Raw genomic sequence first — 26,123 nt, 5'->3', positions numbered from 1 at the left:
GAGACGACGACGATGACGACGACCACGACCAGCACCCCCGGCAGCGATGCTCGACGCGACCGCCGCAGGCCCGAGGTCGCGGTCGCGGGCCCGCCGATGTCGCTCGACGAGGTCCAGCAGAAGGCGCGCGGCGTCCTCGAGGCCGTGGCCACGGTGATCGACGGCAAGGACGGGGCCATCAGCACGGCCCTCACCGTCCTGCTGGCGGAGGGGCACCTCCTGATCGAGGACGTGCCGGGGGTCGGCAAGACGCAGCTCGCACGCGCTCTCGCGAAGGCTGTCGACGCGACCGTCACCCGCATCCAGTTCACGCCCGACCTGCTGCCGAGCGACATCACGGGCGTCTCGGTCTACGACCGGGAGCGGGGCGGCTTCCAGTTCGTCCCCGGCCCCGTGTTCGCGAACGTCGTGATCGGCGACGAGATCAACCGGGCCTCGCCCAAGACCCAGTCGGCCCTGCTCGAGAGCCTGGAGGAGCGGCAGGTCACCGTCGACGGCATCACGCACCCGCTGCCGCAGCCGTTCCTCGTCGTCGCGACGCAGAACCCCGTCGAGATGGAGGGCACCTACGCGCTGCCCGAGGCTCAGCGCGACCGGTTCATGGCCCGCATCTCGCTCGGCTACCCCGACGCCGAGAGCGAGCTGCGGATGCTCCGCCAGCGCGAGCGGACGAGCCCCCTCGACGTGCTGCAGCCCCTCATCTCGCTCGACGACCTGACCCGCATGATCGCCGCGGTCCGTGGCGTCTACGCCGCCGAGGCGGTCGAGCGGTACGCGGTCCGGATCGTGCAGGCGACCCGGGTGCACCCCGACGTGCGGCTCGGGGCGAGCCCCCGTGCGACGCTCCAGCTGATGCGAGCCGCGAAGTCGTGGGCGGCCCTCAACGGCCGCTCGTTCGTGGTGCCCGACGACGTCGACGCCCTGAGCGGGCCCGTCCTCGGCCACCGCATCATCCTCGCCGGCCGTGCGGGGGCGGGGGCCGTCACGGCGGCGTACGACCTCGTCGCCGACGTGGTCGAGGCCACCGACGTGCCGCTCGGCGACCCCGCCGACGCGCGCTGACCGTGGCTCTCGGGCAGGCGCCGCGCCCCACGGCGCGGGGAGCGGGCGTGGTCGCCGCCGGCGGCGTCGTCGTCGTGTCGGGCGTGCTGCTCGACTCGACGCCCCTCGTCTTCGCGGGGCTCGTGCTCGTGCTCCTGGTCGTCGTCGTGCTCGTCTCCCTCGTCGTCCGCCGCCCCGACCTCGACGTGGCCCGGCGCTTCAGCCCCGGCCGCGGCGTCGCCGGGTGGTCGGTCGTCGAGACGCTCTCCCTCACGCCCCGGGGCAGGAGCCAGGTCGTGGTGCTGCGCGAGGGCCTGCCGTGGAGGGGCGGTCCGTCAGCCGAGTCCGCGACCGTCGCGCTCGAGCCGGGTCGCGCCTCCACCGCCGTGTTCCGCCACGTCGACCTCGTCCGGGGCCGGCACCGGGTGGGCCCGCTGACCGTCGACCTCGTCGAGTCGTTCGGCGTCGGACGGCGCCGGACGACCGTCCCCGGCACGCACGAGCTCGTCGTCGTGCCCGAGGTGCTCGATCTCGGGCTCGCGCGCGAGTCGCGGGCCCTCGGCGACGGGGCCCGCCGCCAGCGCGGGCAGAGCCTCACGGGCGCCGAGGACGACCCCGTGACCCGCGAGTACCGTCGCGGCGACCCGATGCGCCGCGTGCACTGGAAGGCCTCCGCGCGGCACGACGACCTGATGGTCCGCCAGGAGGAACAGCACGGCCTGCCGCACGTGCGCCTCGTCCTGCCGACCTCGCTCGGGTCGTGGGACGACGCGACGACGGGGCCGGGAGGCGCGGGCCGGCACAGCGACGCGTTCGAGTGGGCGCTGTCGGTCGTCGCCACGCTCGCGGTCGAGTGGGGCCACGCGGGGTCCGTCGCCCTCCTGACGACGCCGGACGGCGACCTCGTCGCCCGGCACGACCCCGAGACGACGACCGCGTTCCTCGACGCGCTCGCCGACGTCGTCCTCGACGACCCGGCCGGGCCGCCCGCACCGCCCGCCGCGGCTCGGGAGCCGGTCGTCGCCGTCGTGTCCAGCCTCCGGCGCCGCGACCTCGACGTCCTGCTCCGGTCACGCGCGGTCGGCGCGTCCGCCGTCGCCGTCGTGGTCTCCCCGACCCTCGGCTTCACCCACACGGGGCGGCCGGCCACGGGCGACGCCCGCGACGCGCCGCTCGGCCCCGACGAGGTCGCGGCCGCGCTGCGGAGCTCCCGGTGGCGGGTCGTCGAGGCAGGGGCGGGCGACGCCGTCGCGGACGTCGTCCGAGGGGCAGGTCTGCTCGATGGTTGACGGCACGCGCAACGGAGGCACGGCGACCGGCGGCCGTGCCGGCTCTCCGGCACCCCGGACGTCGAGTCCGCGCCCGCCCGACCGGGTCTCGTCGGCTCGTGGACGCCCGACCTCCCCGCCGACGGGCTGGCTCACCAGCCTGCTCGTCTGGCTCACCCTCGCGGCGTCGCTGGCGAGCCTTTCCTCGCTGTTCCAGGGGGCAGGCTGGTGGTTCACGGGCGCCGGGGTCGCCGCGGTCGTGCTGGGCGCCTCCCTCGGAGCCAGGGCACTCGGGGCCGGGCCGGTGCTCGGTTGGGTCGCCGGGCTCGTCTCGGGCGTCCTCGTCACGTCGGCGCTGGTCTCCGGCGGCACCGCCGTCCTCGGCGTCGTGCCGACGGCCGCGACCCTGCAGCGCCTCCGCGACCTCGGCGACCAGGCGACGACGACGATCGTCGAGGGCACCGCGCCCGTCGAGGTGCAGGACGGCCTCCTCGCCGTCGTCGTGGCCGCCGTGCTCGGCGTGGCCGTGGTGAGCGACCTCGTGTCGACCGTGGGCCGGATGCCCGGCCTCACGGGCGCCTTCCCCGCCGTCGTCCTCGCCGTGCCCTCGTTCGTCCCCGGCACGGCCGTCCGCTGGCCCTGGGTCGTCATCGCCGTGCTCTGCTGGATCGCACTCCTGGCCGTCTCGACCGGGCGGCGCCCCACCCGGGCGACGGCCGTCGGGGGAGTCGCGGCCGTCGGCGTCGCCGCCCTGCTCACGGCGGTGGTGCCCTTCGGCGGCGTCGCCCCGCTGACCGGCGTCGGCACCGGCACCGGGCTCGCGACCGGGGTCAACCCCGTGGTCGACCTGGGCGACGACCTCCGTCGCGGCGCCCCGTTGACGGTCCTCACCTACCGCTCGTCGGACGCCGACGGCACCTACCTGAAGCTGGTCGACCTCGTCGACTTCAGCGGCCGCACCTGGAGCCCCGCCGACGCCGAGATCGACCCCGCCGACGGCCTCGAGGCGATCCCGGACGCGCCGGGCATCGCCGACGGCACCTCGCGTCGCGTCGTCAGCACGGAGGTGCAGATCGGTGCGCTCCGCAGCCCCTACCTGCCGGTGCCCGTGCCGCCGCAGACCATCACGGGCCTCGACGACGGCTGGTCGTTCGTCGACCAGTCGGGCGTGACGGTGCGCAGCACCAGCGAGAGCACCCAGGGCCTCGAGTACACCGTCGAGAGCCGCCCCGTCGACCCGAGCCCTGAGCAGGTCGTCGCCGCGCTGAGCGACCAGGGCACCGACATGTCGACGTACCTCTCGGTCGACGGCGTGCCCCAGACCGTCACCGACCTCGCGGCCGAGGTCACGGCCGACGCCGCGAACCCCTTCGACGCCGCGGTCGCCCTGCAGGACTGGTTCCGCGACGGCGACTTCACCTACTCGGAGGACACCCCGGTCGACGAGGGCTACGACGGCAACGGCCTCGACGCCGTCGAGCGGTTCCTCGAGGTGAAGAGCGGGTACTGCGTGCACTTCGCCTCCGCCATGGCGGTCATGGCGCGAACGCTGGGCATCCCGTCGCGGATGGCCGTGGGATTCCTGCCGGGCACGCCCACGGGCTTCGGCGACGAGACCGCCCGGGCCGTCAGCAGCGACGACCTGCACACCTGGCCCGAGCTGTACTTCGAGGGCCTCGGCTGGGTGCCCTTCGAGCCGACCGTCGGGCTCGGCACGCCGCAGTCGTACCTGCAGGAGACTGGCGTCGAGCCGACGGCCGCGCCCAGCGCGCCCGACGAGGCGACCCCCGAGCCCTCGGCAGACGAGCCCTCCGCCGTGCCGAGCGCGGCCGGCCCGACGCCCGGCGCGGAGGAGACGCAGGGCGCGTCCGCTCAGTCGGGTGCCTCGAGCCCTGTCGCCGTGGCCGGCGGCGCCCTGGGCCTCGCCGTCCTCGCCGCCCTGCTCGTCGTTCCCTCCGGCATGCGCCTGGCCCGTCGTCGACGACGGCTCACGGCGAGTCCGCCCGACCGGGCGCTCGGCGCGTGGCGGGAGGTGCTCGACACCGCCCTCGACCTCGGCGTGGCGCCGCCGGCCGGCGCGACGCCCTCCACGGCCGCAGCCGCGCTCGACGGCGTCCTCCGCTCGGCGACCCGTCCCGACGAGGAGGCGCGGCGCGCCCTGGCCTCGCTGGCGGCGGCGCTCGAGGCGGAGCGGTTCGGCGGCGACCCCGCGGGGGCCGTTGTCGCGGACGACGCTCGACGGGTGCTGCGGGCCCTCCGCGCCTCCTCGCCTCCCGGCCGCCGCGTGGCGGCGACCCTGGCCCCGCGCTCGCTCGTGAGGCCGTCGGAGGCGAGATCGGGCGTGGGCGCGTAGAGTCTTCCCTCGTGCCTCACTACACCAAGACCCCCTGGACGCTGTCGGTCTACGACCTCCTGCACCGAGCGGGCGAGATGCGCGAGCACTCGATCGAGGTCGTCGTCCCCGAGCGACTGGGCGAGGGCCAGGTCGCCGTGCAGGCGGGCGCCGTGCTCGATCTCGACGTGCGGCTCGAGGGCCTGCACGACGGCATCCTCGTGTCCGCGACCGTCAGCGGCACCGCGACCGGCGAGTGCAGCCGCTGCCTCAAGCCCATCGCCGAGCCTGTCGAAGTCGATATCGCCGAGCTTTTCGCGTACGATGTCGACGAAGCTTTTGACTACCAGGTTCACGAAGACCACGTCGATCTTGAACCTGTCGTCAGAGACGCAGTGGTCCTGTCACTGCCCTTCCAGCCGGTCTGTCGTCCGGACTGCCCTGGACTCGACCCGGTGACGGGCGAACGAGTCGAGGACATCCCCGACTACCAGCCCCGTGAAGGCGTCGATCCCCGGTGGTCGGCCCTCGCAGGGTTCCAGGCTGAACAGGCACCGGTCCTCCAAGAACCAGTTGGCAGGGCAGTCACCGACAACGAGTCGAAGCCCGACACGTCTGCCTGAGACCACCCGCGTCACCCACCCACGTCAGACCCAGGCCCCCGCGGGGGCCGCAACAGAGAAGAGAACCTCATGGCCGTTCCCAAGAGGAAGCAGTCACGCTCGAACACCCACGCACGTCGGTCGCAGTGGAAGGCCACTCCCGTCCAGCTGGTGAAGACCATCGAGAACGGCAAGGTCACCTACAGCCTCCCGCACCGTGCCAAGGTCGTCGAGGACAGCGCCGGCACCGCCCTGTACATGGAGTACAAGGGCCGCAAGGTCGCCGACGTCTGAACCCGTCTCCCGTGACCACGTCACCCGTGACACCGTCACACCCCGATCAGCCCGTGTCGAGCCTCCGTGCCGACCGGGCTGATCTGTTGGTGCAGCTGGGCATCGAGGTGCGCCCCGACCTGATCGAGCTCGCCCTCACCCACCGGTCGTACGCCTACGAGCACGGCGGCATCGCCAACAACGAGCGGCTCGAGTTCCTCGGCGACTCGATCCTCGGGCAGGCCGTCACGGTCATGCTCTTCACCGAGAACCCCGACCTCGACGAGGGCGAGCTGGCCAAGCGCCGCGCGAGCCTCGTGAGCACGGTCGCCCTCGCCGAGATCGCCCGCAACATCGGGCTCGGCGCACACCTGCGCCTCGGCCGCGGCGAAGAGCTGACCGGCGGGCGCGACAAGCCGTCCATCCTCGCTGACACGGTCGAGGCCATCATCGGCGCGACCTACCTCGACGCCGGCGGAGAGGTCGCGACCGCCTTCGTGCTGCGCCTGGTGGCGCCGCTCCTCGTCGACCCCGCGCGCTTCGGCGCCGCGATGGACCCGAAGACGAGCCTGCAAGAACTCAGCGCCGCCCGCGGCCGGGGGATGCCGTCGTACCACGTGACCGACAGCGGGCCCGATCACGACAAGCGGTTCCACGCCGCCGTGCGGCTCGGCGACTCGCCGGACGACGTCGCCCACGGCACCGGCAGCAGCAAGAAGCAGGCCGAGATGGCCGCGGCGCTCGAGGCCTGGACACGGCTCTCGAGCACCGACCGCTAGCCCGTGCCCGAGCTCCCCGAGGTCGAGGTCGTCCGTGCGGGCCTCGCGCCCGTCGTGGCCGGCTCCGTCGTCACGGGCGTCACCGTGCTCGACGAGCGCTCGCTCAAGCGGCACCGGGGCCCGTCCGTCGACTTCGTCGACCGCCTCGTCGGCGGCACCCTCGACTCGGCCGTCCGCCGCGGCAAGTTCCTCTGGTTCCCGTTCGAGCCAGCTGAGCGGCACGACCATCCCCTCGCCCTCGTCGCCCACCTCGGCATGAGCGGCCAGGTGCTGCTCCGCAGCTCCGACCACCCGGCCGACCGGTTGATGCGCATCCGGCTCGACGTCGACAGCCCGAGCCTCGGTCGCGTGCGGCTCGCGTTCGTCGACCAGCGGATCTTCGGGTCGATGGCCCTCGACGAGACCGTCCCCACGCCCGACGGCCGTCCGGCCGGCTACGCGGGGACGCACCTGCTCGGGTCGCCGGAGGCGGCAGCCGAGGGCGAGGCAGGAGCCGCCGCCGCAGCTGCCCCCTCGGCCTCGGCCCCCGCCGCTCCCGCGTGGGCGCTGCGGGTCCCGCAGCAGGTCGCGCACATCGCCCGCGACCCCCTCGACCCGGCCTTCGACGAGTCCGCCGTCGTGACCCGCCTCCTGGCCCGCCGCACGGGGGTCAAGCGCGCGCTGCTCGACCAGGGCCTGCTCAGCGGCGTCGGCAACATCTACGCCGACGAGAGCCTCTGGGCGGCACGCGTGCACCCCGAGCAGCCGACGGAGGCGCTCTCGCGGGCCAGGGCGCGCCTCCTGCTGTCCGAGGTCCGGGCCGTGCTGCTCAAGGCCCTCGGGGAGGGCGGCACGAGCTTCGACGCGCAGTACGTGAACGTGAACGGGCAGTCCGGGTACTTCAGCCACAGCCTCGCCGCCTACGGGCAACAGGGGCGGCCGTGCCCGCGCTGCGGCACCGCGATCGTGCGCGAGGCGTTCATGAACCGGTCGAGCCACCTCTGTCCGCGCTGCCAGCGGGTCCGCACGGCCTGAGCCTCCCGCCCTCGCGGACACCGCGCGGCAGCCGCGCCGGCGTGCGCCGCCCTGCCCGCGCCTCCCGGGGCCGGGGCCCGCGCTCGCCTATCCTCGGAGGGACGCCGCAGATCGTGTCGACACGTCACCTGGAGCAGGGGAGGAGGGGCGCGTGCACCTGAAGAGCCTCACCCTCAAGGGCTTCAAGTCGTTCGCCTCGCCCACGACGTTCGCGTTCGAGCCCGGTGTCACCTGCGTCGTCGGCCCCAACGGCTCGGGCAAGAGCAACGTCGTCGACGCGCTCGCCTGGGTGATGGGCGAGCAGGGCGTCAAGTCGCTGCGCGGCGGCACCATGGCCGACGTCATCTTCGCCGGCACGTCGACGAGGGGCCCGCTCGGCCGGGCACAGGTGGTGCTGACCATCGACAACGCCGACGGCGCTCTGCCGATCGACTACGCCGAGGTCACGATCAGCCGCACGCTCTTCCGCAACGGGGGCAGCGAGTACGCGATCAACGGCGAGGGCTGCCGGCTGCTCGACGTGCAAGAACTGCTGAGCGACTCCGGCCTCGGCCGCGAGATGCACGTGATCGTCGGCCAGGGGCAGCTCGACGCCGTGCTGCGGGCCACGCCGGAGGAGCGGCGCGGCTTCGTGGAGGAGGCGGCGGGCATCCTCAAGCACCGGCGCCGCAAGGAGAAGACGCTCCGCAAGCTCGACGCGATGCAGGCGAACCTGACGCGGCTGAGCGACCTCGCCGGCGAGATCCGACGCCAGCTCAAGCCCCTGGGCCGCCAGGCCGAGGTCGCGCGCGAGGCCCAGACGATCGCCGCGGTCGTCCGCGACGCGAAGGCGCGCCTCCTCGCCGACGAGGTCGTGGCGCTGCGCGCCGTGGTCGCCCGCCAGTCGAGCAGCGAGGCCGAGCGCCGCAGCGAGCGGAACGTGCTGCAGGAGCAGCTCGACCAGGCGAAGGCGCGTGAGCAGCGGCTCGAGCAGCAGATGGTCGGCGACGCCGTCGACGAGGCGCGCCGGGTCGCCTTCGGCCTCGAGTCGGTCGAGGAGCGGCTCCGCGGCACGTCGAGCCTCGCGCGGCAGCGCCTCCAGCTGCTCGCCGAGCAGTCCGACCAGCCCGAGCTGCCCAGCACCGTGAGCGCCGGCATGGTCGCCGACGCGCGTGACGAGGCCGAGAGGCTCCAGGGAGGCGTGGCCGAGGCGGAGCAGGCCCTCGCCGAGGCGCGGGCCGCCACGGTCGCCGCCCGGGCCGTGCTCGAGGCGCTCGACGACGAGATCGCCGCCCAGAGCGCCCTGATCTCCCGCCACGACCTCCTCCTCGGCCAGCTCCGCGGCGCCCTCGAGGTCGCGCAGTCGCGGCTGGCGGCCGTCCGTGGCGAGGTCCTCCGCCAGGGCGCGGCGCGGGAGGCGGCGGTCGCGCGCCGGGACGCGGGCCGGGCCGAGCTCGCCCAGCTCGAGGAGGAACTCGCGGGCGCGTCTGCGGGTCCCGACGACACGGACGAGGACACGAGCGACGCGGACGACACGGCCGGCGGGGTCGGCGAGGGGGCCGACGGGGCAGGCGGCGACGCCGTCGACCACGAGGCCGTCCGCGCCGAGGCCGAGCGTGCCTCCGCCGAGCTGCAGTCCGAGGTCGACGCCCTTCGCGGTCGCCTGCACGCGGCCGAGCGCGAGCGTGACGCGCTGGCCGCCCGACGCTCCGCGCTGACGATGGCCCTCGACCGTGCGGACGGCACGACGGCCCTCGTCGCCGCCGGCCGCCCGGGCGTGCGCGGCGCCGTCGCCGAGCACGTGCAGGTGCGGCCCGGCTACGAGGCCGCCGTCGCCGCGGCGCTCGGCAGCGTGGTCGATTCCGTCCTCGTCGACGACCTCGACGCGGCCTTCGCCGCCGTCGCGCACGCGACCGACGCCGAGCTGGGGCGCGTCGAGGTCGTCGTGGCGGCGCCCGAGCGGGTCCTGCCCGCGCTCGCCGTCGACCTGCCCTCGGGAGCCGTGGCCGCCTCCTCCGTCGTCGACGCGCCTCCGGGCGTCCTGGGCCTCCTCGCGAGCACCGTCGTCGCCGACGACCTGACGACGGCCCGGGCCGCCTGGGCCGCGCTCTCGGCGCACCCCCTGCCGGTCACCGTCATCACGCGCTCGGGCGAGGTACTCACCGACTTCGTCCTCCGCGGCGGCTCGGGCGCCGAGCGCTCGCGCCTCGAGCTGGTCGCCGAGCGCGACGCCGCCGCCGAGCGCCTCGGCGAGGTCGAGGCCGCGGCGAGCCGGCTCTCCGCCCTGCACACGACCGCCGAGGAGGCGCTGGCCTCGTCCCGGGCACAGGCCGCGGAGGCCGCCCGCCTGGCCCGCGAGCAGGCCGCGGAGGAGGCTCGGGCGGCCGCGGAAGCCGCCCGGGCGGCCCGCGAGCAGCAGGCGGCGGCCGCGGCCGTCGAGCAGCAGCTGGCACGCCTGCGGGCCCAGGTCGACGCGGCCGAGGCCGAGGAGGCACGCCTCGGCGAGTCCCTGGCGGCCGCCGAGCAGGGAGCCGTCGCGGCCCAGGCCGCGGTCGACGCGGCACGGGCCGAGCACGACGAGCAAGCCTCGCGTCCGCGTCCGATCCTCGACGCCGCGGCCCGCGACGGGGTGCTCGCCGAGGTCGAGCAGGCGAGGGCCGCGGAGATCGAGCGCCGGGTGCAGCTCGAGACCGTCCGCGAGCGGGTCCGTGCCGAGGCCGCCCGCGCCGTCGACCTGAAGCGTCAGCTCGACGAGCAGCGGGCCGCCGCCGACGAGCACGCCCGGCGCACCGTCGTCCGGCAGCGCGAGATGCGGCGTACCTCCGCAGTGCTCGCGGGGCTGCCCTCGGTGCTCGACGCCGTCGGTCGGTCGCTGGCCGAGGCCCGGCAGGAGCTCGCCGCGCAGGAGGCGGCACGCACGCAGCAGAACGACGAGCTCGCGGCGCTGCGACGAGACGAGCGAGCCCTCCGGGAGCGACTGCACGGCGTGACCGAGGACGTGCACGGCCTCGAGATGGAGATCTACGAGAAGAAGCTGCACCTCGGGCAGCTGCTCGAGCGCGCTGCGTCCGAGCTCGGGCTCGACGACGAGGTGCTCGTGGCCGAGTACGGCCCCGACGTGCTCGTGCCCGAGGACGTCACGTCGGGGAACGACTCCGGGGCGTTCGACGGCGACGCGGCGGCGGGTACGCCCTTCGACCGCGCCGAGCAGACCGCCCGGCTCGAGGCCGCGAGCCGCAAGCTCGCCCAGCTCGGCCGGGTCAACCCGCTCGCGCTCGAGGAGTTCTCTGCCCTCGAGCAGCGCCACGCGTTCCTCACCGAGCAGCTCGCCGACCTCACGCGGACGCGGCGCGACCTGCTCGCGATCATCGACGAGATCGACGAGAAGATGCAGACCGTCTTCGCGAGCGCGTTCGCGGACACGCAGGCCGCGTTCGACCGGGTGTTCCCGGTGCTGTTCCCCGGCGGCAGCGGGTCCTTGCTGCTCACCGACCCCGACGACCTCCTGGCCACCGGCATCGAGGTCACGGTGCGACCGGCCGGCAAGAAGATCGAGCGCCTGTCGCTGCTGTCGGGCGGGGAGCGCTCGCTCGCTGCCGTGGCGCTCCTCATCGCCATCTTCAAGGCCCGGCCGAGCCCGTTCTACATCATGGACGAGGTGGAGGCGGCACTCGACGACGCGAACCTCGGCCGCCTCCTCGCCATCTTCGAGGACCTGCGCGAGACCAGCCAGCTCATCGTCATCACGCACCAGAAGCGCACGATGGAGATCGCGGACGCGCTCTACGGCGTCACGATGCGCCAGGACGGCGTGAGCGCCGTCGTCGGCCAGCGGGTCGTCACCGACCGCACGCCGGACCAGCGGACCGCGGCCGCGACGGGCTCCGTGGCCTAGACGGCGTGCGCCGGCCTCGACGGGCTCCGCGGCCTAGACGGTGCGGTCGTTGATCGAGACGACCTTCCAGGCCGACCCGTCCCACTCGACCGTGTTGGCGGCGGCGTTCTCGATGTGCGGCACCTCGGCGCCCATGATCGCGGCCAGGGTGAAGCGGATGATCGTGCCGTGGCAGACGACGACGATGTGCGCGTCGGGGCCGTCGAGGGGCAGGCGGGTGTCGCGGATCATCTCGAGCGCGCCGAGGCCGCGCGCTGCGACCGACTCACGCGGCTCGATGTCGGGGAACGACTCGTTCGGCTCGTCCGGGATGGGGGAGTCGGGCACCCAGCCCTCGCGCGACGCGTAGTCGCGCTCGATCAGCTCGTCGTAGGCGTCGCCGAGCTCGATGCCGAGCTCGCTCGCGATGATCTGAGCCGTCTCGCGTGCGCGCATCAGCGGCGACGACACGATCGCCGACCACTCGGCGCCGGCCAGCACGCGCGCGGCCTCGAGGGCCTGCCCGCGGCCGGTGTCGTTCAGCGGGACGTCCGACGACCCCTGCAGCTTGTCCTGGCTGTTCCAGTCGGTCTGTCCGTGTCGGATGAGCTCGAGTCGCATGTGCCTGTGTTTCCGTCCTGGTGTCGCGGTCGTGGTGGTGCGGTGTCGCGGTCGTGTGGTGTGGCTGTGCTGCAGCTCAGCCGAGGAGGCGGTGCGCGCGTCCCGGGGACGCGCGCACCGCCTCCCGCGCCCTAGCGCTCGTCGGCCTCGGCCTCTGCGGTCGTCGCCGGCAGCGTGTCCGGGATGCCGTCGCGCTTCGTCTTGCGGAGGCTGAGGACCGTCGCGACGGCGATGGTCAGCAGGATGAAGCCGAGCGAGAACCAGATCGGGATCTCGGGGATCCACTCGATCGGCTGGCCGCCGTTGATGAACGGCACCTCGTTGACGTGCAGGGCGTGGAACACGAGCTTGACGCCGATGAAGGCGAGGATGACCGCGAGGCCCTGGGCCAGGTAGACGAGGCGCTCGAGCAGGCCCGAGATCAGGAAGTACAGCTGGCGGAGGCCGAGCAGCGAGAAGGCGTTGGCGGTGAAGACGATGTACGCCTCCTGCGTCAGGCCGAAGATCGCGGGGATCGAGTCGAGCGCGAACAGCACGTCGGTGAGGCCGATGGCGAGCATCACCAGGAACAGCGGCGTGAAGAGGCGCTTGCCGTTCACCTTGGTCGTCAGGCGGTCCTCGTCGTAGTCGTCCGACGTCGGGACGATGCGGCGCAGCGTGCGGATGAGCTTGCTGTCCGCCTGGTCGCCCTCGTCGTGGCCGCCGCGGACCTGGCTGTAGGCGAGCCAGAAGAGCAGGGCGCCGAAGAGGTAGAAGACCCACGAGAAGTTGTCGATGATCGCGACGCCCGCGGCGATGAAGAGGCCGCGCGAGATCAGGGCGATCGCGATGCCGACGAGCAGCACCTTCTGCTGGTAGATCCGCGGCACGGCGAAGCTCGTCATGATGATCAGGAAGACGAAGAGGTTGTCGACCGAGAGGGCCTTCTCGGTGATCCAGCCGGCGAAGTACTCGCCGCCGTAGGTCCAGTTCGAGAAGACGCCGACGCCGACGCCGAACAGGATCGCGATGCCGATGTAGACGATCGACCAGAAGGCCGATTCGCGGATGGTGGGCTCGTGCGGGGTCCTGACGTGGCTGTAGAAGTCGAAGATCAACAGCCCGAGGATGCCGGCGATGGTGATCGCCCAGGTGAGGAAGTGGACGTCCATGGTGTACCTCCAGTACGCGACGGGTACTGAAGGTCTCTTCCGCCCAGGCGACCGTCCAGCGCTGCTGGTGGGTCGAGGACCGGCGCACCGGGTCGAGATCGGTCTCTTCCGTATTGACGATGGCACCGCGAGGGAGTACTCCCCTTCAACCCGCTGAGCTTACATCCACTGCAACGGTCCGGGCGGTCGTCGGCCCGAGAACGAGTCTGCGAGGCCCGTGTGGTCCGTGCGGCTCGTTAGGCTGTGGCCCATGGCTTCCCCCTGGTCCCTCTCCGGTGCCCTCCGCGGCATGTTCGCGAAGAAGACGATCGACGACACCACCTGGGACGAGCTCGAGGAGGCGCTGATCGGCGCCGACTTCGGTCCCGACGTCACCGAGCAGGTCGTCGACGACCTCCGCGAGAAGGTGCAGCGCTACGCGACGACCGACCCGGCCGACCTCAAGCGCATGCTGCGCGAGACCCTGGAGGAGCGGCTGTCAGTGCTCGACTCGACGCTCAAGCTCAGCGCGCGTCCCGCCGTCGTGCTCATGGTCGGGGTCAACGGCGTCGGCAAGACGACCACGATCGGCAAGTTCGCCAAGTTCCTGCGCAACTTCGACCGGTCCGTGGTCGTGGGCGCGGCCGACACCTTCCGGGCCGCCGCGGTCGAGCAGGTGGCGACCTGGGCCGAGCGCGCGGGCGCGCAGATCGTCCGGCCGCAGCAGCCGGGCCAGGACCCGGCCTCCGTGGCCTTCCAGACGGTCGAGTACGCGATGCGCGAGGGCATCGAGATCGTCCTGATCGACACCGCCGGCCGCCTGCAGACCAAGTCCGGCCTGATGGACGAGCTCGGCAAGATCAAGCGCGTCGTCGAGAAGCAGACCGAGATCGCCGAGGTGCTGCTCGTGCTCGACGCGACGACCGGCCAGAACGGCCTGGCCCAGGCTCAGGCCTTCATCGAGCACGCTGGCGTCACGGGCCTCGTCCTCACGAAGCTCGACGGCTCCGCCCGCGGTGGGTTCGTCCTCGCCGTGCAGGAGCAGACCGGCATCCCGATCAAGCTCGTCGGCCAGGGCGAGGGCATCGCTGACCTCACGGGCTTCACGCCGCACGTCTTCGTCCAGAACCTGATCGGCTAGTCCGCAGGGCACCGGTCTCGCGGTCCGTTAAGCTGAGGCCACCATGGCCACATTCGGAACCCTCTCTGACCGCCTCGCGGACACGTTCAAGAACCTCCGCAACAAGGGCAAGCTCACGCCCGCCGACGTCGACGGCACCGTCCGGGAGATCCGGCGCGCCCTGCTCGACGCCGACGTCGCGTTCGAGGTAGTCAAGGCGTTCACCACCAAGATCCGCGACCGCGCCCTGGGCGACGAGGTGAACAAGGCCCTCAACCCGGCCCAGCAGGTCGTCCAGATCGTCAACGAGGAGCTCATCGAGATCCTCGGCGGCCAGCAGCGCCGCCTCGAGTTCGCCAAGAACCCGCCGACCGTCATCATGCTCGCCGGCCTCCAGGGCGCGGGCAAGACGACCCTCGCCGGCAAGCTCGCCAAGTGGCTCGCGAAGGACGGCCACACGCCGCTCCTCGTGGCCTGTGACCTGCAGCGCCCCAACGCCGTGCAGCAGCTCCAGGTCGTGGGCGAGCAAGCGGGGGCCGCCGTGTTCGCCCCCGAGCCGGGCAACGGCGTCGGCGACCCGGTGAAGGTCGCCAAGCAGGCCATCAAGTTCGCCCGCGACAAGGTCTACGACACGGTCATCGTCGACACCGCCGGCCGTCTCGGCGTCGACGCCGAGCTGATGAAGCAGGCCGCGAACATCCGCAAGGCGATCGATCCCGACGAGGTGCTCTTCGTCATCGACGCCATGATCGGACAGGACGCGGTCGCGACGGCCAAGGCCTTCCAGGCAGGCGTCGACTTCACGGGCGTCGTGCTCTCGAAGCTCGACGGCGACGCGCGGGGCGGTGCGGCGCTGAGCGTCGCCTCGGTCACGGGCCGGCCGATCATGTTCGCCTCGACGGGCGAGACGCTCGACGCGTTCGAGCCGTTCCACCCGGACCGCATGGCGAGCCGCATCCTCGACCTCGGAGACATCCTCTCCCTGATCGAGCAGGCCCAGGGCGCCTTCGACGAGGAAGAGGCCCGAGCCGTCGCGGAGAAGATCGCGACCGACAACTTCACCCTCGACGACTTCCTGAAGCAGATGCAGCAGCTGCGCAAGATGGGGTCGATCAAGGGCATGCTCGGCATGCTCCCCGGGGCGAAGGGCATGCGCGAGCAGCTCGAGAACTTCGACGAGCGTGAGATCGTGCGCACCGAGGCGATCATCCAGTCGATGACCCCTCAGGAGAGGGCGCTGCCGAAGCTCCTGAACGGCTCCCGCCGGCTGCGCATCGCGCGGGGCTCCGGCATGACCGTCACCGACGTGAACCAGCTCGTGCAGCGCTTCGAGCAGGCCTCGAAGATGATGAAGACCGTGGCGAAGGGCGGCGTGCCGCAGGTGCCCGGCATGGGCCCGATCCCCGGTGCGTCGTACGGCGGCAAGAAGCAGCAGCCGAAGAAGAAGGGCTCCAAGGCCGGCAACCCGGCCAAGCGTGCCGCGCAGAACGCTGCCCTCGCCTCCGGCGGGTCGGCAGGTGCCTCGGGCGGATCGGCGGGCGGCTCGGGCTTCGGCCTCGGCGGCGGCGCCGGTGCCGGCAAGGCGCCCACCGAGGAAGAGCTGGCGTCGCTGCAGAAGATGCTCGGTCGCGGCTAGCGGCCTGTCAGGGGCGCAGGCCCTCGAGAGCGCAGGAGGCGCGGGTCGGCCGACCCGCGCCTCCTCTCGCTCACGAGGCGGGCGCGATCCCCTCGCGGAGCTCGCGCACGAGCGACGAGACGACGGGTCGCAGGTCGCCCCCGTGCTGTGCGGAGACGGTGAGCTGGCGCTGGTAGCTCGCGCCGCGCTCGATGATCGTGTCCACCCCGCGGAGCTGGTCGAGGCAGCCGAGGCGGTCGGCGACGGGCTCGAGGTCGACGAGCAGGTCGCGGAGGTCGTCGGTCACCAGGCGCTCGTCGCCGGCAGCGTCGAGGATGACGATGGCGTCCATCCCGTAGCGGGCTGCCCGCCACTTGTTCTCGCGGACGAACCACGGCTGCATCTGGGCGGGTTCGTGTCCCTCGTCGAGCTTCGCGGACATGTCGTCGACGAGGCACTGCACCAGCGCCGCCATGGCGCCGACCTCCTCGAAGGTGGAGATGCCGTCGAAGACGCGCGTCTCGAGGGTGCCCCACTTCGGCGACGGACGGATGTCCCAGCGCAGCTCGCTGTGGTCGTCGATGACGCCGGTGTGGGTCATGTCGGCGACCATCTCCTCGTAGTTCGCCCAGGCGCCGAACTGCGGGGGGAGGCCGGCGGTGGGCAGCTGCTGGAACATGAGGGCGCGGTTCGAGGCGTAGCCCGTCTCCTCGCCCACCCAGAACGGGCTCGACGCCGTGAGCGCCTGGAAGTGGGGCAGCCACGTGAGCAGGCCGTTGAGGATCGGCAGCACCTTGTCGCGGGAGTCGATGCCGACGTGCACGTGGACGCCCCAGATCATCATCTGGCGGCCCCACCACCGGGTCCGGTCGATGAGCGTCGCGTACCGCTCCTTGTCGGGGGTGACGTCCTGGTCGGCGTACCGGCTGAACGGATGCGTGCCCGCGCACATCAGGTCGGCGCCCAGCAGGTCGGCGCTCGCCTGGACGTGGTCGATGGTCGAGCGGAGGTCGTCGACGGCGTCGGAGACCCGGCGGTGCACGCCCGTCACGACCTCGACGGTGTTGGTGAGCAGCTCTCCCGTGAGGCGCTCGGGCCCGTCGTCGTTGAGGTGGGCGAGGTCGGCCAGCACGGCCGGGGCGTACGGCGCGAGCTCGCCGCTGCCCTGGTCGACGAGGGCCAGCTCCCACTCGACGCCGAGGGTCGACGGCTCGGAGCTCGTGAAGTCGATGCGCATGGTGCCTGCTCTCTCGCCGGGGGTGCGGGTCCTCGGCTGCACCATCCTGGCAGCCGCACGTGATCGGGGTCCGCCGACACGATCTCGAGGGATTGGCAGATCGGCAGTCCGGTCTGCAACAATGGTGGGTCGAGTCTTCGGTCGTCCGACCCTCTAATCAGGTGACCGCAAGACCTCATAGAGCTTTCGAGCCGAGTGTGCCCCCACGCTCACGGCTAGCAACTCGCCCACATCACATCACACAGGAGAATTGTGGCTGTCAAGATCCGTCTCAAGCGCATGGGCAAGATCCGTGCTCCGTACTACCGCATCGTCGTCGCCGACTCGCGCACCAAGCGCGACGGTCGCGTCATCGAGGAGATCGGCAAGTACCACCCCACCGAGGAGCCCTCGTTCATCGAGGTCGACTCCGAGCGTGCGCAGTACTGGCTCGGCGTGGGCGCCCAGCCCTCCGAGCAGGTCGCCGCCATCCTCAAGCTCACGGGCGACTGGGGCCGCTTCAAGGGCGACGCCGACGCCGTCAGCACCGTCAAGACCAAGGCTCCGAAGGAGTCCTTCGTCGCCGACGAGAAGAAGAAGCCCGTGCTCGTCCCCAAGTCGGAGAAGCCCGCCAAGGCCGAGCCCGCCGAGGCCCCGGCCGAGGCTGCTGACGACGCCGAGACCACCGAGGCGTAGTCAGTGCTCGCACCTGCACTCGAACACCTCGTCCGGGGGATCGTCGATCACCCGGACGAGGTGCAGGTCGTCGAGTCGTCGTCGCCCCGCGGCGACGTGCTCGAGGTGCACGTCCACCCCGACGACCTCGGGCGTGTGATCGGCCGTTCCGGCCGGACCGCCAAGGCCCTCCGCACGCTCGTGACGGCGATCGCCGACGGCAAGCGCGTCCGGGTCGACGTCGTCGACAGCGATTCCTGAGCCGTGGCTCCCACTGACAAGACCCAGCTCCGCGTGGGGCGGCTCACCAAGGCCCACGGCCTGAAGGGCGCGCTCAAGCTCGAGCTGTTCACCGACACCCCCGAGCAGCGCTTCACGCCCGGCGCGTCGTTCACCCTGCAGGTCCCCGAGACCAGCGAGTGGAGCGGCAAGACCTTGACCCTGGGCGAGCTCCGGTGGTACAACGGCCACCCCGTGGGCTTCTTCGAGGGCGTCGACGACCGCACCGCGGCCGAGTCCCTCGTCAAGGCCATCCTCTGGGTCGACCAAGATCTCGACGAGCTCCCCGACGAGGACGACGCCTGGTACCACCACCAGCTGGTCGGCCTCCGGGTCGAGCGCGACGGCGTCGTCGTCGGCACGGTGGCCCGCGTCGACCACCTGCCCGCACAGGATCTGCTGGCCGTCGAGACGGAGCACGGCGAGGTCCTCGTGCCCTTCGTCAATGCACTCGTGCCCTCGGTCGACATCGAGGCGGGCGTCGTCACCGTGACGCCGCCTCCCGGGCTCTTCGAGGAGCTCGCAGACGACACGGCCGACGCCGACACGGCCGAGGCCGACACGGCCGACGGTGGCACGACTGAGGCCGACACGGCCGACGGTGGCACGACTGACGGTGGCACCGAGGCCGAGGCCGAGGCCGAGCCGGCGTCGAGCGAGGCCGACGACGCAGCGCGTCCCGCCGACGAGAACTGACGGCGGCGCGGTGCGCATCGACATCGTGTCGATCTTCCCGGAGTTCTTCTCCGTGCTCGACATCTCGCTCCTCGGCAAGGCCCGGCAGCAGGGCCTCCTCGACGTCGCGGTGCACGACCTCCGCGACTTCACCCACGACCGGCACCGCACCGTCGACGACACCCCGTACGGCGGCGGCGCCGGCATGGTGATGAAGCCCGAGCCGTGGGGCGAGGCGCTCGACCTCGTGCTCGGCGACGACGCCGACCCGGCGACGACGACGGTCATCGTCCCGTCGCCGGCGGGCACGCCCTTCACCCAGGCGCTGGCGCGCGAGCTCGCCGCCGTGCCGCACCTCGTCTTCACCTGCGGGCGCTACGAGGGCATCGACCAGAGGGTCGTCGAGCACGCGGCGAGTCGGGCGACCGTGCGTGAGATCAGCCTCGGGGACTACGTCCTCAACGGGGGAGAAGTGGCCGTGACCGCGATGATCGAGGCCGTCGGCCGTCTCGTCCCCGGAGTCGTCGGCAACCCCGAGAGCCTCACGGAGGAGAGCCACGAGGGCGGCCTGCTCGAGTACCCCAGCTACACGAAGCCCGCCTCGTGGCGCGGGCTCGACGTGCCCCCGGTGCTCATGGGCGGCAACCACGGAGCGATCGCCTCGTGGCGCCGCGAGCAGCAGCTCGAGCGCACGCGGCGCGTCCGGCCCGACCTGCTCGGCTGAGCCCCACCTCCTGCTGCTGCGGGTGCTGCTGCTCTCGGATGTGAGAGTGATCCGGCACCGAGCACCGAGCACCGAGCACCGAGCACCGAGTTCCGAGCACCGAGCACCGAGCTCCGAGCTCCGAGTTCCGAGCACCGAGCTCCGAGCCCCCAGCCCCGTCCCGTCCCAGCCCGTCAGCCGATCTCTCTCGCTCCGTGATGCGAGCCCGGTCCGTCCGTCCGCAAATGCCGACCGGCTGGCCTGCAATACATGGATATCCGGGTAGCAGAGGGCGTTTCGGGCCCGTTCTGTCGGGTTCTGCGGTGTCCAGCGGTGTTCGGTCCGCGCCTCCCGTGCCCGCCACTGGATCACTTTCGGATCCGAGAGCGCTCGGGCGCGCCGTGACCATCGAGCCCAGGAGGCGCGGTCGAGCTGGCCTGGATCTCTCTCGCTCTGCAGACGGGAGGGGCAGCGCCGGCAGGCGGGGCGCGGCGCGGTGATCCGGCGCAGCAGGGCAGGCGAGGTGCGAGGTCCAGGCGCAGCGCACGGCGCGCACGTGGAGCCGCCCTTCGCAGCCAGTTCTCCGCCGGCCGCCCGTACCCTCGAGGCATGGCGATCCGTCGAGTCCTGTACCGCCTCCTCTGGCCTGCCGTCTTCGTGCTGCCCCTCTGGGTGCTCTTCGGGCGCGCTTTCTTCGGCGTCCCCCTGGGGCTGCAGGTGCTCGGCCAGCTCGTGCTGGTGCCCCTGCTCTTCGTCGGGCAGGCGATGGCCGCCGGCGTCGTCACCGCCCGTCGCAGTGTCCGCCACGACCGGGCGGTCTCGTGGATCGACGCCGGCCTGCTCGCCCTCACGTGGGCGGCCCAGCTCGCCCTCGGCTTCTTCCTCGTCGACGGCTCGGCCGCCTCCTCGGCGTCGTCGGCCTTCACCCGTGTGGTGCCCGGCGGCGACCTCGACCTCTCGAGCGCGCTGTTCGGGCTGTCGGCCGTCGTGACCGTCGCCGGGGGCCTCGGCCTGCTCGCGGCGGCCGTGTGGCAGTTCCTGGCGGAGGCGCGGCGTCGGGTGGCAGCGTCGCTGGCCGATCTCGACAGGGTCGCCACGGCTGCCAGGGTCGACGCCCGCGCCGGGGGAGTCGCCGCGGGCGACCCCGCCCGTGTCATCCGCATCTCGCCGCGGGAGTAGCGCCCGGTCCGATCGCCCGGTCCCGCCGCCGGTCGCTCTGCCGGCCCGCCGGTCCGGCCGTCGCGGTGGCGACGGGGTGCGCGGCTGTGGCATGATTGACGCTTGTGCCTGGGCACGACTCTGCCTCAGGGGAGTCTGCCTCTCCAGAGCACGTCTTCTTCATCACCAGATGGTGGGCAACCCACCACGAACGGCAGTCGACCTGTGGCGGCTGCAGAGAGCGAACGACTATGCACATCCTCGACGCGGTTGACTCCGCCAACCTCCGCTCGGACGTCCCCGACTTCCGCGCCGGCGACACCGTCAAGGTGCACGTGAACATCATCGAGGGCACGCGCTCGCGCGTCCAGGTCTTCCAGGGCGTCGTCATCGGCAAGCAGAACGAGGGCATCCGCGAGACCTTCACGGTCCGCAAGGTCAGCTTCCAGGTCGGCGTCGAGCGCACCTTCCCGGTCCACTCGCCGGTCATCGACCACATCGAGGTCGTCAGCCGTGGTGCCGTCCGTCGCGCCAAGCTGTACTACCTCCGCGAGCTCCGCGGCAAGAAGGCCAAGATCAAGGAGAAGCGCGACAACTGACCCCGTCGCACGATCTTCTCCGAGCTCCCCGCCCTGTACGATGGCGGGGAGCTCGGGCGGTTAAATTGTCGAATGCATCCCTGCGGCGCCGTCTGCGCCGCCCCCGTCGTGACGACGACCGCAAGCGCGGCGTCGGCACGTTCCTGCGCGACGTGGTGGTCATCTTCCTCGCCGCGCTCCTCATCTCGTTCCTGATCAAGACGTTCCTGATCCGGTCGTTCTACATCCCCAGCGGGTCGATGGAGGACACGCTGCAGATCAACGACCGCATCATCGTCAACGAGCTCGTCCCCGACCTCGTCGACGTGAAGCGCGGCGACATCGTGGTCTTCACCGATCCCGGCGGCTGGCTCGAGGGCACGGCCCCCGTCGCGCCCGCGTCGGGCGGTCCCGTCTCCGACGGTCTCTCGTGGTTCCTCACCCAGGTGGGCCTCGGCGCACAGGACAGCAACGACCACCTGATCAAGCGGGTCATCGGGCTGCCGGGCGACACCGTCGAGTGCTGCAACGACTACGGCCAGCTGTCGGTCAACGGCGTCCCCGTCGTGGAGCCCTACGTCAAGTTCCCCCCCGGCGAGACGCGCGTGTCCGGCGACGACTTCTCCGTCACGGTGCCCGAGGGGTCCCTCTGGGTGATGGGCGACAACCGCTACAACTCGAAAGACTCCCGGTACAACCGCGAGACGCCGAGCCAGGGCTTCGTGCCGATGTCCGACGTCGTGGGCCGGGCGTTCGTGATCAGCTGGCCGTCCACGCGGTGGACGTGGCTCGGCGACTACCCCGACGTCTTCCGCGGCACCGAGCGCGACGGCGAGTGATGGCCGTCGTCGATCCCACCCTCGACGTCGAGCGCGAGCTGCACGCCCGTGGCGCCACCTGGGTGATCGGCTGCGACGAGGTCGGCCGCGGCGCCATCGCGGGCCCCGTAGCCGTCGGCCTCAGCGCCGTCCACGCCGAGTGCGGCGAGATGCCCCTCGGCCTGCGCGACAGCAAGCTGCTCAGCGAGAAGCGCCGCGAGGCGCTCTACCCCGTCGCCACCAGCTGGGTGCAGGCGCACGCGGTCGGACTGGCCGAGGCGCACGAGGTCGACCGGATCGGCATCGTGGCCGCCCTCGGCCTCGCCGGTCGGCGTGCCCTGACCGCCCTGCACGAGGCGGGGGTGGGCATCATGAGCTCGGTCGTCGTCCTCGACGGGAACCACGACTACCTGTCCCCGGCGCTGACGACGGTGCCCCGCATCACGACCCGGGTCAAGGCCGACCGTGACTGCGCCTCCGTCGCCGCCGCCTCCGTCATCGCCAAGGTCCACCGCGACCGCATGATGATCGAGGCCGACGAGGTTCATCCCGGCTACGGCTGGGCAGGCAACAAGGGCTACGGCTCGGGGGCCCACTACGCGGCCCTCGGCGAGCTCGGGCCGTCGCCCCTGCACCGCCTCACCTGGCTGCACTGAGACTCGACCGGCTGCGGTGACGAGTCCACGGCGTGCTGCCCGTCCGCAGCCGCGTAGGATGGCTTCTCGATGGACGAGGACGAGTTCGAAGACTACGACCGTGAGGTCGAGCTCGCGTTGTACCGCGAGTACCGGGACGTGGTGTCGCAGTTCCGCTACGTCGTCGAGACGGAGCGGCGCTTCTACCTGGCCAACGAGGTCGATCTCGTGCGCCGCGACACCGAGCACGACTTCTACTTCGAGCTGACGATGACCGACGTCTGGGTGTGGGACGTCTACCGCTCCGACCGCTTCGTGAAGTCGGTCCGCGTGCTCACGTTCAAGGACGTGAACGTCGAGGAGCTGACGGCGCGCGACCTCGAGCTGCCCAAGGAACTCGCACTCGACGAGTAGCTCGTCCCTCCCCAGCTGATCGGTGCTGGGGACCCGTCCCCAGCACTCTGTCCCGGAGCAGCGACCTCGACCCCGCCTCCGGCACAGTCCGTGCAGGAGGTCGAGATGGCGAAGAAGGACGAGACGGGCCGGCACGGCGAGGTGCTCGCGGCCCGGTGGCTCGAGGACCACGGGCTGAAGGTGGTCGAGCTGAACTGGCGGTGCCGCGAGGGCGAGATCGACGTCGTCGCGCTCGACGGCGACGAGGTCGTGGTCGTGGAGGTGAAGACGCGGCGCGGCATCGGCTGGGGCCATCCTCTCGAGGCGGTGACGCCCGTGAAGCTGGCCCGGCTGAGGCGCCTGGCCGGGGCGTGGCTCGAGGCGCACCCCGGCACGGGCAGGCGGGTGCGCATCGACGTCGTCGGCGTCGTCCTCGGCCGCACCCCGGCCGACGACGAGATCTCGCACGTGCGGGGAGCCGGCGCGTGAGCGTCGGCCGTACGAGGGCCGTGTCCCTGCTCGGGCTCGAGGGTGCGCTGGTCGAGGTCGAGGCGGACATCGGCCCCGGCCTGCCGGCCTTCGTCATCATCGGGCTCCCCGACGCCTCGCTCGGCGAGGCTCGTGACCGTGTGCGAGCGGCGGCCACCAACGCCGGGTGCGCCCTCCCGGCGCGCAAGCTGACGGTAAACCTGTCGCCGGCGTCGCTGCCGAAGCACGGCTCGTCGTTCGACCTGGCCATCGCGATGGCGGCACTCGCGGCCTCGGGTCTCGTCTCGGCGCAGTCGGTGGAGGAGGCGGTCCACCTCGGCGAGCTCGGGCTCGACGGTCGTGTCCGACCGGTCGACGGCGTGCTCCCCGCCGTCCTCGCCGCTCGGCGGGCGGGCGTCCGCACCGTCGTCGTGCCCGTGGACGCGGTCGACGAGGCGTCGCTCGTTCCTGGCATCACCGTGGTCGGGGTCGCGAGCCTGCGCGAGGCGGCCATCCGGCACGGCGCCGACCTCGTCCCCGAGCCCGTCGACGCGATCCGCAGGGCCCGGCTCGACGACCCGGGGCGCGCGGACGTCGACCTCGGCGACGTCATCGGCAACTCGGACGCCGTGGAGGCGTTGGTCGTCGCCGCGGCCGGCGGTCACCACCTGCTCATGGTGGGCCCGCCGGGGGCAGGCAAGAGCATGCTCGCTGCACGCCTGCCGGGCCTCCTGCCCGACCTCGACGTCGACGAGGCGCTCGAGGTCAGCTCCGTCCGCTCGTTGTCCGGCAGGCCGGTCGACGGCGAGCTCGAGCGACGCCCGCCCTTCGAGGATCCCCACCACACGTCGAGCGCCGCGGCCATGGTCGGCGGCGGCAGCAGCGTGATCCGCCCGGGCGCCGTGACCCGTGCGAGCCGCGGCGTGCTCTTCCTCGACGAGGCCCCCGAGTTCTCGCAGTCCGTCCTCGACTGCCTCCGCCAGCCCCTCGAGTCCGGGCAGGTGGTGATCCACCGATCCCGTGCCGTCGCTCGGTTCCCGGCCCGGTTCCAGCTGGTGGCCGCCGCGAACCCGTGCCCGTGCGGACAGCACGGCACCCGGGACGGCGACTGCGTCTGCACGCCGATCCAGCGGCGGCGCTACCACGCGAAGCTCTCGGGTCCGCTCGTCGACAGGATCGACATCCAGCTGCAGGTCGCCCGCATCAGCTCGGCGCAGTTCCGCCTCGCCGAGACGGCCGAGGTCGTCACGACGGCGGTGGCGCGGGCGCGGGTCGAGGAGGCGCGGCGTCGGTCTGCCGCTCGGCTCGCCGACACCCCGTGGCGGCTCACCGCCGAGGTCTCGGGCACCTGGCTGCGGTCCCCGGGCCGCCGCCTCCCGCTGTCCGCGACCCGACCGATCGACCGCGCCCTCGAGTCGGGCGCCCTCACCATGCGGGGCTACGACCGCGTGCTGAAGGTCGCGTGGACGCTCGCCGACCTCGACGGGGCAGACGTGCCGGGCCACGGGCACGTCGCTCGGGCGCTCGGCCTGCGGAGGTCGCTGTGAACGCGCTGCTCTCGGCCAGCACGGCCGATCTCGTCGACCTCGCCGCCGGGGTGCGGGCCGACGAGCCGTCCCGGTGCGATCCCGTCGACGCCTTCGGGCTCGCGGCCTGGAGCGGCGTCGCGTCCGACGGCGACGCCGCGGCGGGTGCCTGCCGCAGGGCCCTGGGCCCCGCCGTGTCGCTCCGGCTGGTGCTCGAGTCGCTCGCGGCGCGGCGCTCGGAGCTCGACCCCGGGGTCCTCGGGGCCCGGATGGTCGACGCCGGGTTCCCCGACGTCGATCGCCTCGAGCTGCACCGGGCGCTGAGCCGGTGGGCGCCACGCGTCGAGGCCGCGATGGTCCGAGGCTGGTTTCGGTCCGCGACGGCCCTGGGTGTCCGTGTCGTGGTGCCGGGCGACGCCTCGTGGCCGTCGGCTCTCGACGATCTCGGCGACCACGCGCCCGCAGCCCTCTGGCTGCGCGGCGGCGGGCAGCTGCCCGAGACGCGGACCGGCGTGGCCCTCGTCGGAGCGAGGGCGGCGACGTCCTACGGCGAGCAGGTCGCCGCCGACCTGTCGAGCGGGCTCTCCGACCGCGGGCTCGTCGTGGTCTCGGGCGGCGCGTACGGCGTCGACGGCATGGCGCACCGAGCCGCCGTCGCGTCGGGCGCCGGCACGGTCGCCGTGATGGCGGGCGGGGTGGACCGCTTCTACCCGACCGGGCACGACGACCTGCTCCGCGCCGTCCTGCGCGACGGCCTCATGGTCTCCGAGTCGCCGTGCGGCACCATGCCCCACCGGTTCCGGTTCCTCAGCCGCAACAGGCTGATCGCCGCCCTCAGCGCCGCGGTCGTCGTCGTCGAGGCCGGTCGGCGCTCGGGATCGCTCAACACGGCCGGACACGCGACCGCGCTGGGGCGTCCCGTCGGGGCCGTGCCGGGGCCGGTCACGTCGCCGCTCTCGGCCGGCTGCCACGCGCTGCTCCGCTCCGGCCTCGCGACGTGCGTCACGGGGCTGCCCGACGTCGTCGAGCTCGTGGGCGGCGAGGACGACCTCGTCGAGCAGGCCTGGCAGGCCGAGCAGCCCGTCGACATCGGCCGCGTGCAGGACGCCCTCAGCACTCGGGTCGAGCGCAGCACGGACGAGGTCGCCGCCGCCTCCGGCCTCTCGGTGGCGACGGTGCGGACCCTCCTCGCCGAGATGGAGGCCGGCGAGCTGGTCGAGAGGCGGCCCGCCGGGTGGCGCCGTCGTCCCGCCCCGCGACGTGGGTAGCCTGGCCCGGTGCGAGCGACGACGGACAGCGTGCTCGGGGCGCAGGAGGCGACCGGGGCCTCCCGCGACGGCTGGGTCAGCCC

Annotated in this window: 25 protein-coding genes; 22 read left to right on the top strand and 3 right to left on the bottom strand. The window is 72.7% G+C overall.

The features are described 5' to 3' along the window. Nucleotides 1-96: 96 nt before the first annotated feature. The 8 genes from EDF20_RS03850 to smc all read left to right on the top strand — a co-directional run bounded on the left by EDF20_RS03850 (nucleotide 97) and on the right by smc (nucleotide 11,183). On the top strand, nucleotides 97-1,062 hold the full coding sequence (locus tag EDF20_RS03850) for a MoxR family ATPase (protein WP_133738103.1): 966 nt from the start codon (nucleotides 97-99) through the stop codon (nucleotides 1,060-1,062). 2 nt (nucleotides 1,063-1,064) lie between these two features. Continuing rightward, nucleotides 1,065-2,330, top strand: coding sequence for a DUF58 domain-containing protein (locus EDF20_RS03845; RefSeq protein WP_133737744.1), 1,266 nt, complete (start codon nucleotides 1,065-1,067; stop codon nucleotides 2,328-2,330). Further along, nucleotides 2,323-4,662, top strand: a complete 2,340-nt coding sequence (locus tag EDF20_RS03840) for a transglutaminaseTgpA domain-containing protein (protein ID WP_133737743.1) — start codon at nucleotides 2,323-2,325, stop codon at nucleotides 4,660-4,662. Before EDF20_RS03845 ends, EDF20_RS03840 begins: the two co-directional genes overlap by 8 nt. A gap of 11 nt (nucleotides 4,663-4,673) precedes the next feature. Next, nucleotides 4,674-5,264, top strand: a complete 591-nt coding sequence (locus EDF20_RS03835) for a DUF177 domain-containing protein (protein WP_133737742.1) — start codon at nucleotides 4,674-4,676, stop codon at nucleotides 5,262-5,264. Nucleotides 5,265-5,333: 69 nt separating this feature from the next. Further along, the gene (gene rpmF / locus EDF20_RS03830) at nucleotides 5,334-5,537 is read left to right on the top strand and encodes a 50S ribosomal protein L32 (RefSeq protein ID WP_043593937.1); all 204 of its coding nucleotides are present in this window, start codon (nucleotides 5,334-5,336) and stop codon (nucleotides 5,535-5,537) included. A 53-nt stretch (nucleotides 5,538-5,590) separates the two neighbouring features. Next, on the top strand, nucleotides 5,591-6,295 hold the full coding sequence (gene rnc / locus EDF20_RS03825; RefSeq protein ID WP_133738102.1) for a ribonuclease III: 705 nt from the start codon (nucleotides 5,591-5,593) through the stop codon (nucleotides 6,293-6,295). Nucleotides 6,296-6,298: 3 nt separating this feature from the next. Next, the gene (locus EDF20_RS03820; RefSeq protein ID WP_133737741.1) at nucleotides 6,299-7,309 is read left to right on the top strand and encodes an Fpg/Nei family DNA glycosylase; all 1,011 of its coding nucleotides are present in this window, start codon (nucleotides 6,299-6,301) and stop codon (nucleotides 7,307-7,309) included. Nucleotides 7,310-7,460: 151 nt separating this feature from the next. After that, nucleotides 7,461-11,183 (top strand): chromosome segregation protein SMC, encoded by a 3,723-nt coding sequence (smc, locus tag EDF20_RS03815; RefSeq protein ID WP_133737740.1) that lies wholly within the window; start codon nucleotides 7,461-7,463, stop codon nucleotides 11,181-11,183. Between the two features lie 33 nt (nucleotides 11,184-11,216). On the opposite strand, the gene EDF20_RS03810 is transcribed toward smc, so the two are convergent. After that, on the bottom strand, nucleotides 11,217-11,783 hold the full coding sequence (locus EDF20_RS03810; RefSeq protein ID WP_123546445.1) for a histidine phosphatase family protein: 567 nt from the start codon (nucleotides 11,781-11,783) through the stop codon (nucleotides 11,217-11,219). A gap of 131 nt (nucleotides 11,784-11,914) precedes the next feature. Then, the gene (locus EDF20_RS03805; RefSeq protein WP_133737739.1) at nucleotides 11,915-12,934 is read right to left on the bottom strand and encodes a TerC family protein; all 1,020 of its coding nucleotides are present in this window, start codon (nucleotides 12,932-12,934) and stop codon (nucleotides 11,915-11,917) included. 250 nt (nucleotides 12,935-13,184) lie between these two features. Between EDF20_RS03805 and ftsY the strand changes: the two genes are divergently transcribed. Both ftsY and ffh read left to right on the top strand, forming a co-directional pair. Further along, nucleotides 13,185-14,054 carry a signal recognition particle-docking protein FtsY gene (ftsY, locus tag EDF20_RS03800; RefSeq protein ID WP_123546443.1) on the top strand — a complete coding sequence of 290 codons (870 nt, stop codon included), beginning with the start codon at nucleotides 13,185-13,187 and terminating at the stop codon, nucleotides 14,052-14,054. Nucleotides 14,055-14,097: 43 nt separating this feature from the next. Beyond that, nucleotides 14,098-15,669, top strand: a complete 1,572-nt coding sequence (gene ffh, locus EDF20_RS03795) for a signal recognition particle protein (RefSeq protein WP_133737738.1) — start codon at nucleotides 14,098-14,100, stop codon at nucleotides 15,667-15,669. 70 nt (nucleotides 15,670-15,739) lie between these two features. On the opposite strand, the gene EDF20_RS03790 is transcribed toward ffh, so the two are convergent. Beyond that, on the bottom strand, nucleotides 15,740-16,885 hold the full coding sequence (locus EDF20_RS03790) for a glutamate--cysteine ligase (RefSeq protein ID WP_123546441.1): 1,146 nt from the start codon (nucleotides 16,883-16,885) through the stop codon (nucleotides 15,740-15,742). 252 nt (nucleotides 16,886-17,137) lie between these two features. Here EDF20_RS03790 and rpsP point away from each other — a divergent pair, with 252 nt between their 5' ends. The 12 genes from rpsP (at nucleotide 17,138) to dprA (ending at nucleotide 26,040) form a co-directional block, all read left to right on the top strand. Further along, nucleotides 17,138-17,560 carry a 30S ribosomal protein S16 gene (gene rpsP / locus EDF20_RS03785; RefSeq protein WP_133737737.1) on the top strand — a complete coding sequence of 141 codons (423 nt, stop codon included), beginning with the start codon at nucleotides 17,138-17,140 and terminating at the stop codon, nucleotides 17,558-17,560. A gap of 3 nt (nucleotides 17,561-17,563) precedes the next feature. After that, entirely contained in the window at nucleotides 17,564-17,800 is a 237-nt protein-coding gene (locus tag EDF20_RS03780) for an RNA-binding protein (protein WP_123546439.1), read from the top strand. A 3-nt stretch (nucleotides 17,801-17,803) separates the two neighbouring features. Next, a complete protein-coding gene (gene rimM / locus EDF20_RS03775; RefSeq protein ID WP_243833358.1) occupies nucleotides 17,804-18,514 on the top strand; it encodes a ribosome maturation factor RimM in 711 nt (236 codons plus the stop codon). A 10-nt stretch (nucleotides 18,515-18,524) separates the two neighbouring features. Next, nucleotides 18,525-19,217 (top strand): tRNA (guanosine(37)-N1)-methyltransferase TrmD, encoded by a 693-nt coding sequence (gene trmD, locus EDF20_RS03770; protein ID WP_123546438.1) that lies wholly within the window; start codon nucleotides 18,525-18,527, stop codon nucleotides 19,215-19,217. 588 nt (nucleotides 19,218-19,805) lie between these two features. After that, the gene (locus EDF20_RS03760; RefSeq protein ID WP_133737735.1) at nucleotides 19,806-20,375 is read left to right on the top strand and encodes a hypothetical protein; all 570 of its coding nucleotides are present in this window, start codon (nucleotides 19,806-19,808) and stop codon (nucleotides 20,373-20,375) included. A 230-nt stretch (nucleotides 20,376-20,605) separates the two neighbouring features. Beyond that, nucleotides 20,606-20,953, top strand: a complete 348-nt coding sequence (rplS, locus tag EDF20_RS03755) for a 50S ribosomal protein L19 (RefSeq protein ID WP_043596315.1) — start codon at nucleotides 20,606-20,608, stop codon at nucleotides 20,951-20,953. Nucleotides 20,954-21,045: 92 nt separating this feature from the next. Continuing rightward, nucleotides 21,046-21,771: a signal peptidase I gene (gene lepB, locus EDF20_RS03750; RefSeq protein WP_243833407.1), complete on the top strand. Its 726-nt coding sequence runs from the start codon at nucleotides 21,046-21,048 to the stop codon at nucleotides 21,769-21,771. Continuing rightward, a complete protein-coding gene (locus EDF20_RS03745) occupies nucleotides 21,771-22,406 on the top strand; it encodes a ribonuclease HII (RefSeq protein ID WP_123546436.1) in 636 nt (211 codons plus the stop codon). The genes lepB and EDF20_RS03745 overlap by 1 nt, the downstream gene beginning before the upstream one ends. Nucleotides 22,407-22,475: 69 nt before the next feature. Then, nucleotides 22,476-22,799 carry a DUF2469 domain-containing protein gene (locus EDF20_RS03740; RefSeq protein ID WP_123546435.1) on the top strand — a complete coding sequence of 108 codons (324 nt, stop codon included), beginning with the start codon at nucleotides 22,476-22,478 and terminating at the stop codon, nucleotides 22,797-22,799. A gap of 105 nt (nucleotides 22,800-22,904) precedes the next feature. Continuing rightward, on the top strand, nucleotides 22,905-23,267 hold the full coding sequence (locus EDF20_RS03735; RefSeq protein ID WP_123547272.1) for a YraN family protein: 363 nt from the start codon (nucleotides 22,905-22,907) through the stop codon (nucleotides 23,265-23,267). After that, the gene (locus EDF20_RS03730; protein WP_133737734.1) at nucleotides 23,264-24,793 is read left to right on the top strand and encodes a YifB family Mg chelatase-like AAA ATPase; all 1,530 of its coding nucleotides are present in this window, start codon (nucleotides 23,264-23,266) and stop codon (nucleotides 24,791-24,793) included. Before EDF20_RS03735 ends, EDF20_RS03730 begins: the two co-directional genes overlap by 4 nt. After that, nucleotides 24,790-26,040 carry a DNA-processing protein DprA gene (gene dprA, locus EDF20_RS03725; RefSeq protein WP_133737733.1) on the top strand — a complete coding sequence of 417 codons (1,251 nt, stop codon included), beginning with the start codon at nucleotides 24,790-24,792 and terminating at the stop codon, nucleotides 26,038-26,040. Before EDF20_RS03730 ends, dprA begins: the two co-directional genes overlap by 4 nt. The last annotated feature ends 83 nt before the right edge of the window (nucleotides 26,041-26,123 follow it).

Source organism: Frigoribacterium sp. PhB116, from assembly GCF_004364285.1.
GTDB lineage: Bacteria > Actinomycetota > Actinomycetes > Actinomycetales > Microbacteriaceae > Frigoribacterium.
The sequence above is the reverse complement of the archived record's forward strand: the minus strand, read 5'-3'. Positions and strand labels throughout refer to the sequence as shown.

Coding starts and splice junctions, on each gene's coding strand:
- EDF20_RS03790 (WP_123546441.1), bottom strand. CDS start 16,885: ATGCGCATCGACTTCACGAGCTCCGAGCCGTCGACCCTCGGCGTCGAG.
- EDF20_RS03840 (WP_133737743.1), top strand. CDS start 2,323: ATGGTTGACGGCACGCGCAACGGAGGCACGGCGACCGGCGGCCGTGCC.
- EDF20_RS03735 (WP_123547272.1), top strand. CDS start 22,905: ATGGCGAAGAAGGACGAGACGGGCCGGCACGGCGAGGTGCTCGCGGCC.
- EDF20_RS03805 (WP_133737739.1), bottom strand. CDS start 12,934: ATGGACGTCCACTTCCTCACCTGGGCGATCACCATCGCCGGCATCCTC.
- EDF20_RS03810 (WP_123546445.1), bottom strand. CDS start 11,783: ATGCGACTCGAGCTCATCCGACACGGACAGACCGACTGGAACAGCCAG.
- EDF20_RS03740 (WP_123546435.1), top strand. CDS start 22,476: ATGGACGAGGACGAGTTCGAAGACTACGACCGTGAGGTCGAGCTCGCG.
- ffh (WP_133737738.1), top strand. CDS start 14,098: ATGGCCACATTCGGAACCCTCTCTGACCGCCTCGCGGACACGTTCAAG.
- ftsY (WP_123546443.1), top strand. CDS start 13,185: ATGGCTTCCCCCTGGTCCCTCTCCGGTGCCCTCCGCGGCATGTTCGCG.
- EDF20_RS03850 (WP_133738103.1), top strand. CDS start 97: ATGTCGCTCGACGAGGTCCAGCAGAAGGCGCGCGGCGTCCTCGAGGCC.
- EDF20_RS03745 (WP_123546436.1), top strand. CDS start 21,771: ATGGCCGTCGTCGATCCCACCCTCGACGTCGAGCGCGAGCTGCACGCC.
- EDF20_RS03760 (WP_133737735.1), top strand. CDS start 19,806: ATGGCGATCCGTCGAGTCCTGTACCGCCTCCTCTGGCCTGCCGTCTTC.
- rpmF (WP_043593937.1), top strand. CDS start 5,334: ATGGCCGTTCCCAAGAGGAAGCAGTCACGCTCGAACACCCACGCACGT.
- rplS (WP_043596315.1), top strand. CDS start 20,606: ATGCACATCCTCGACGCGGTTGACTCCGCCAACCTCCGCTCGGACGTC.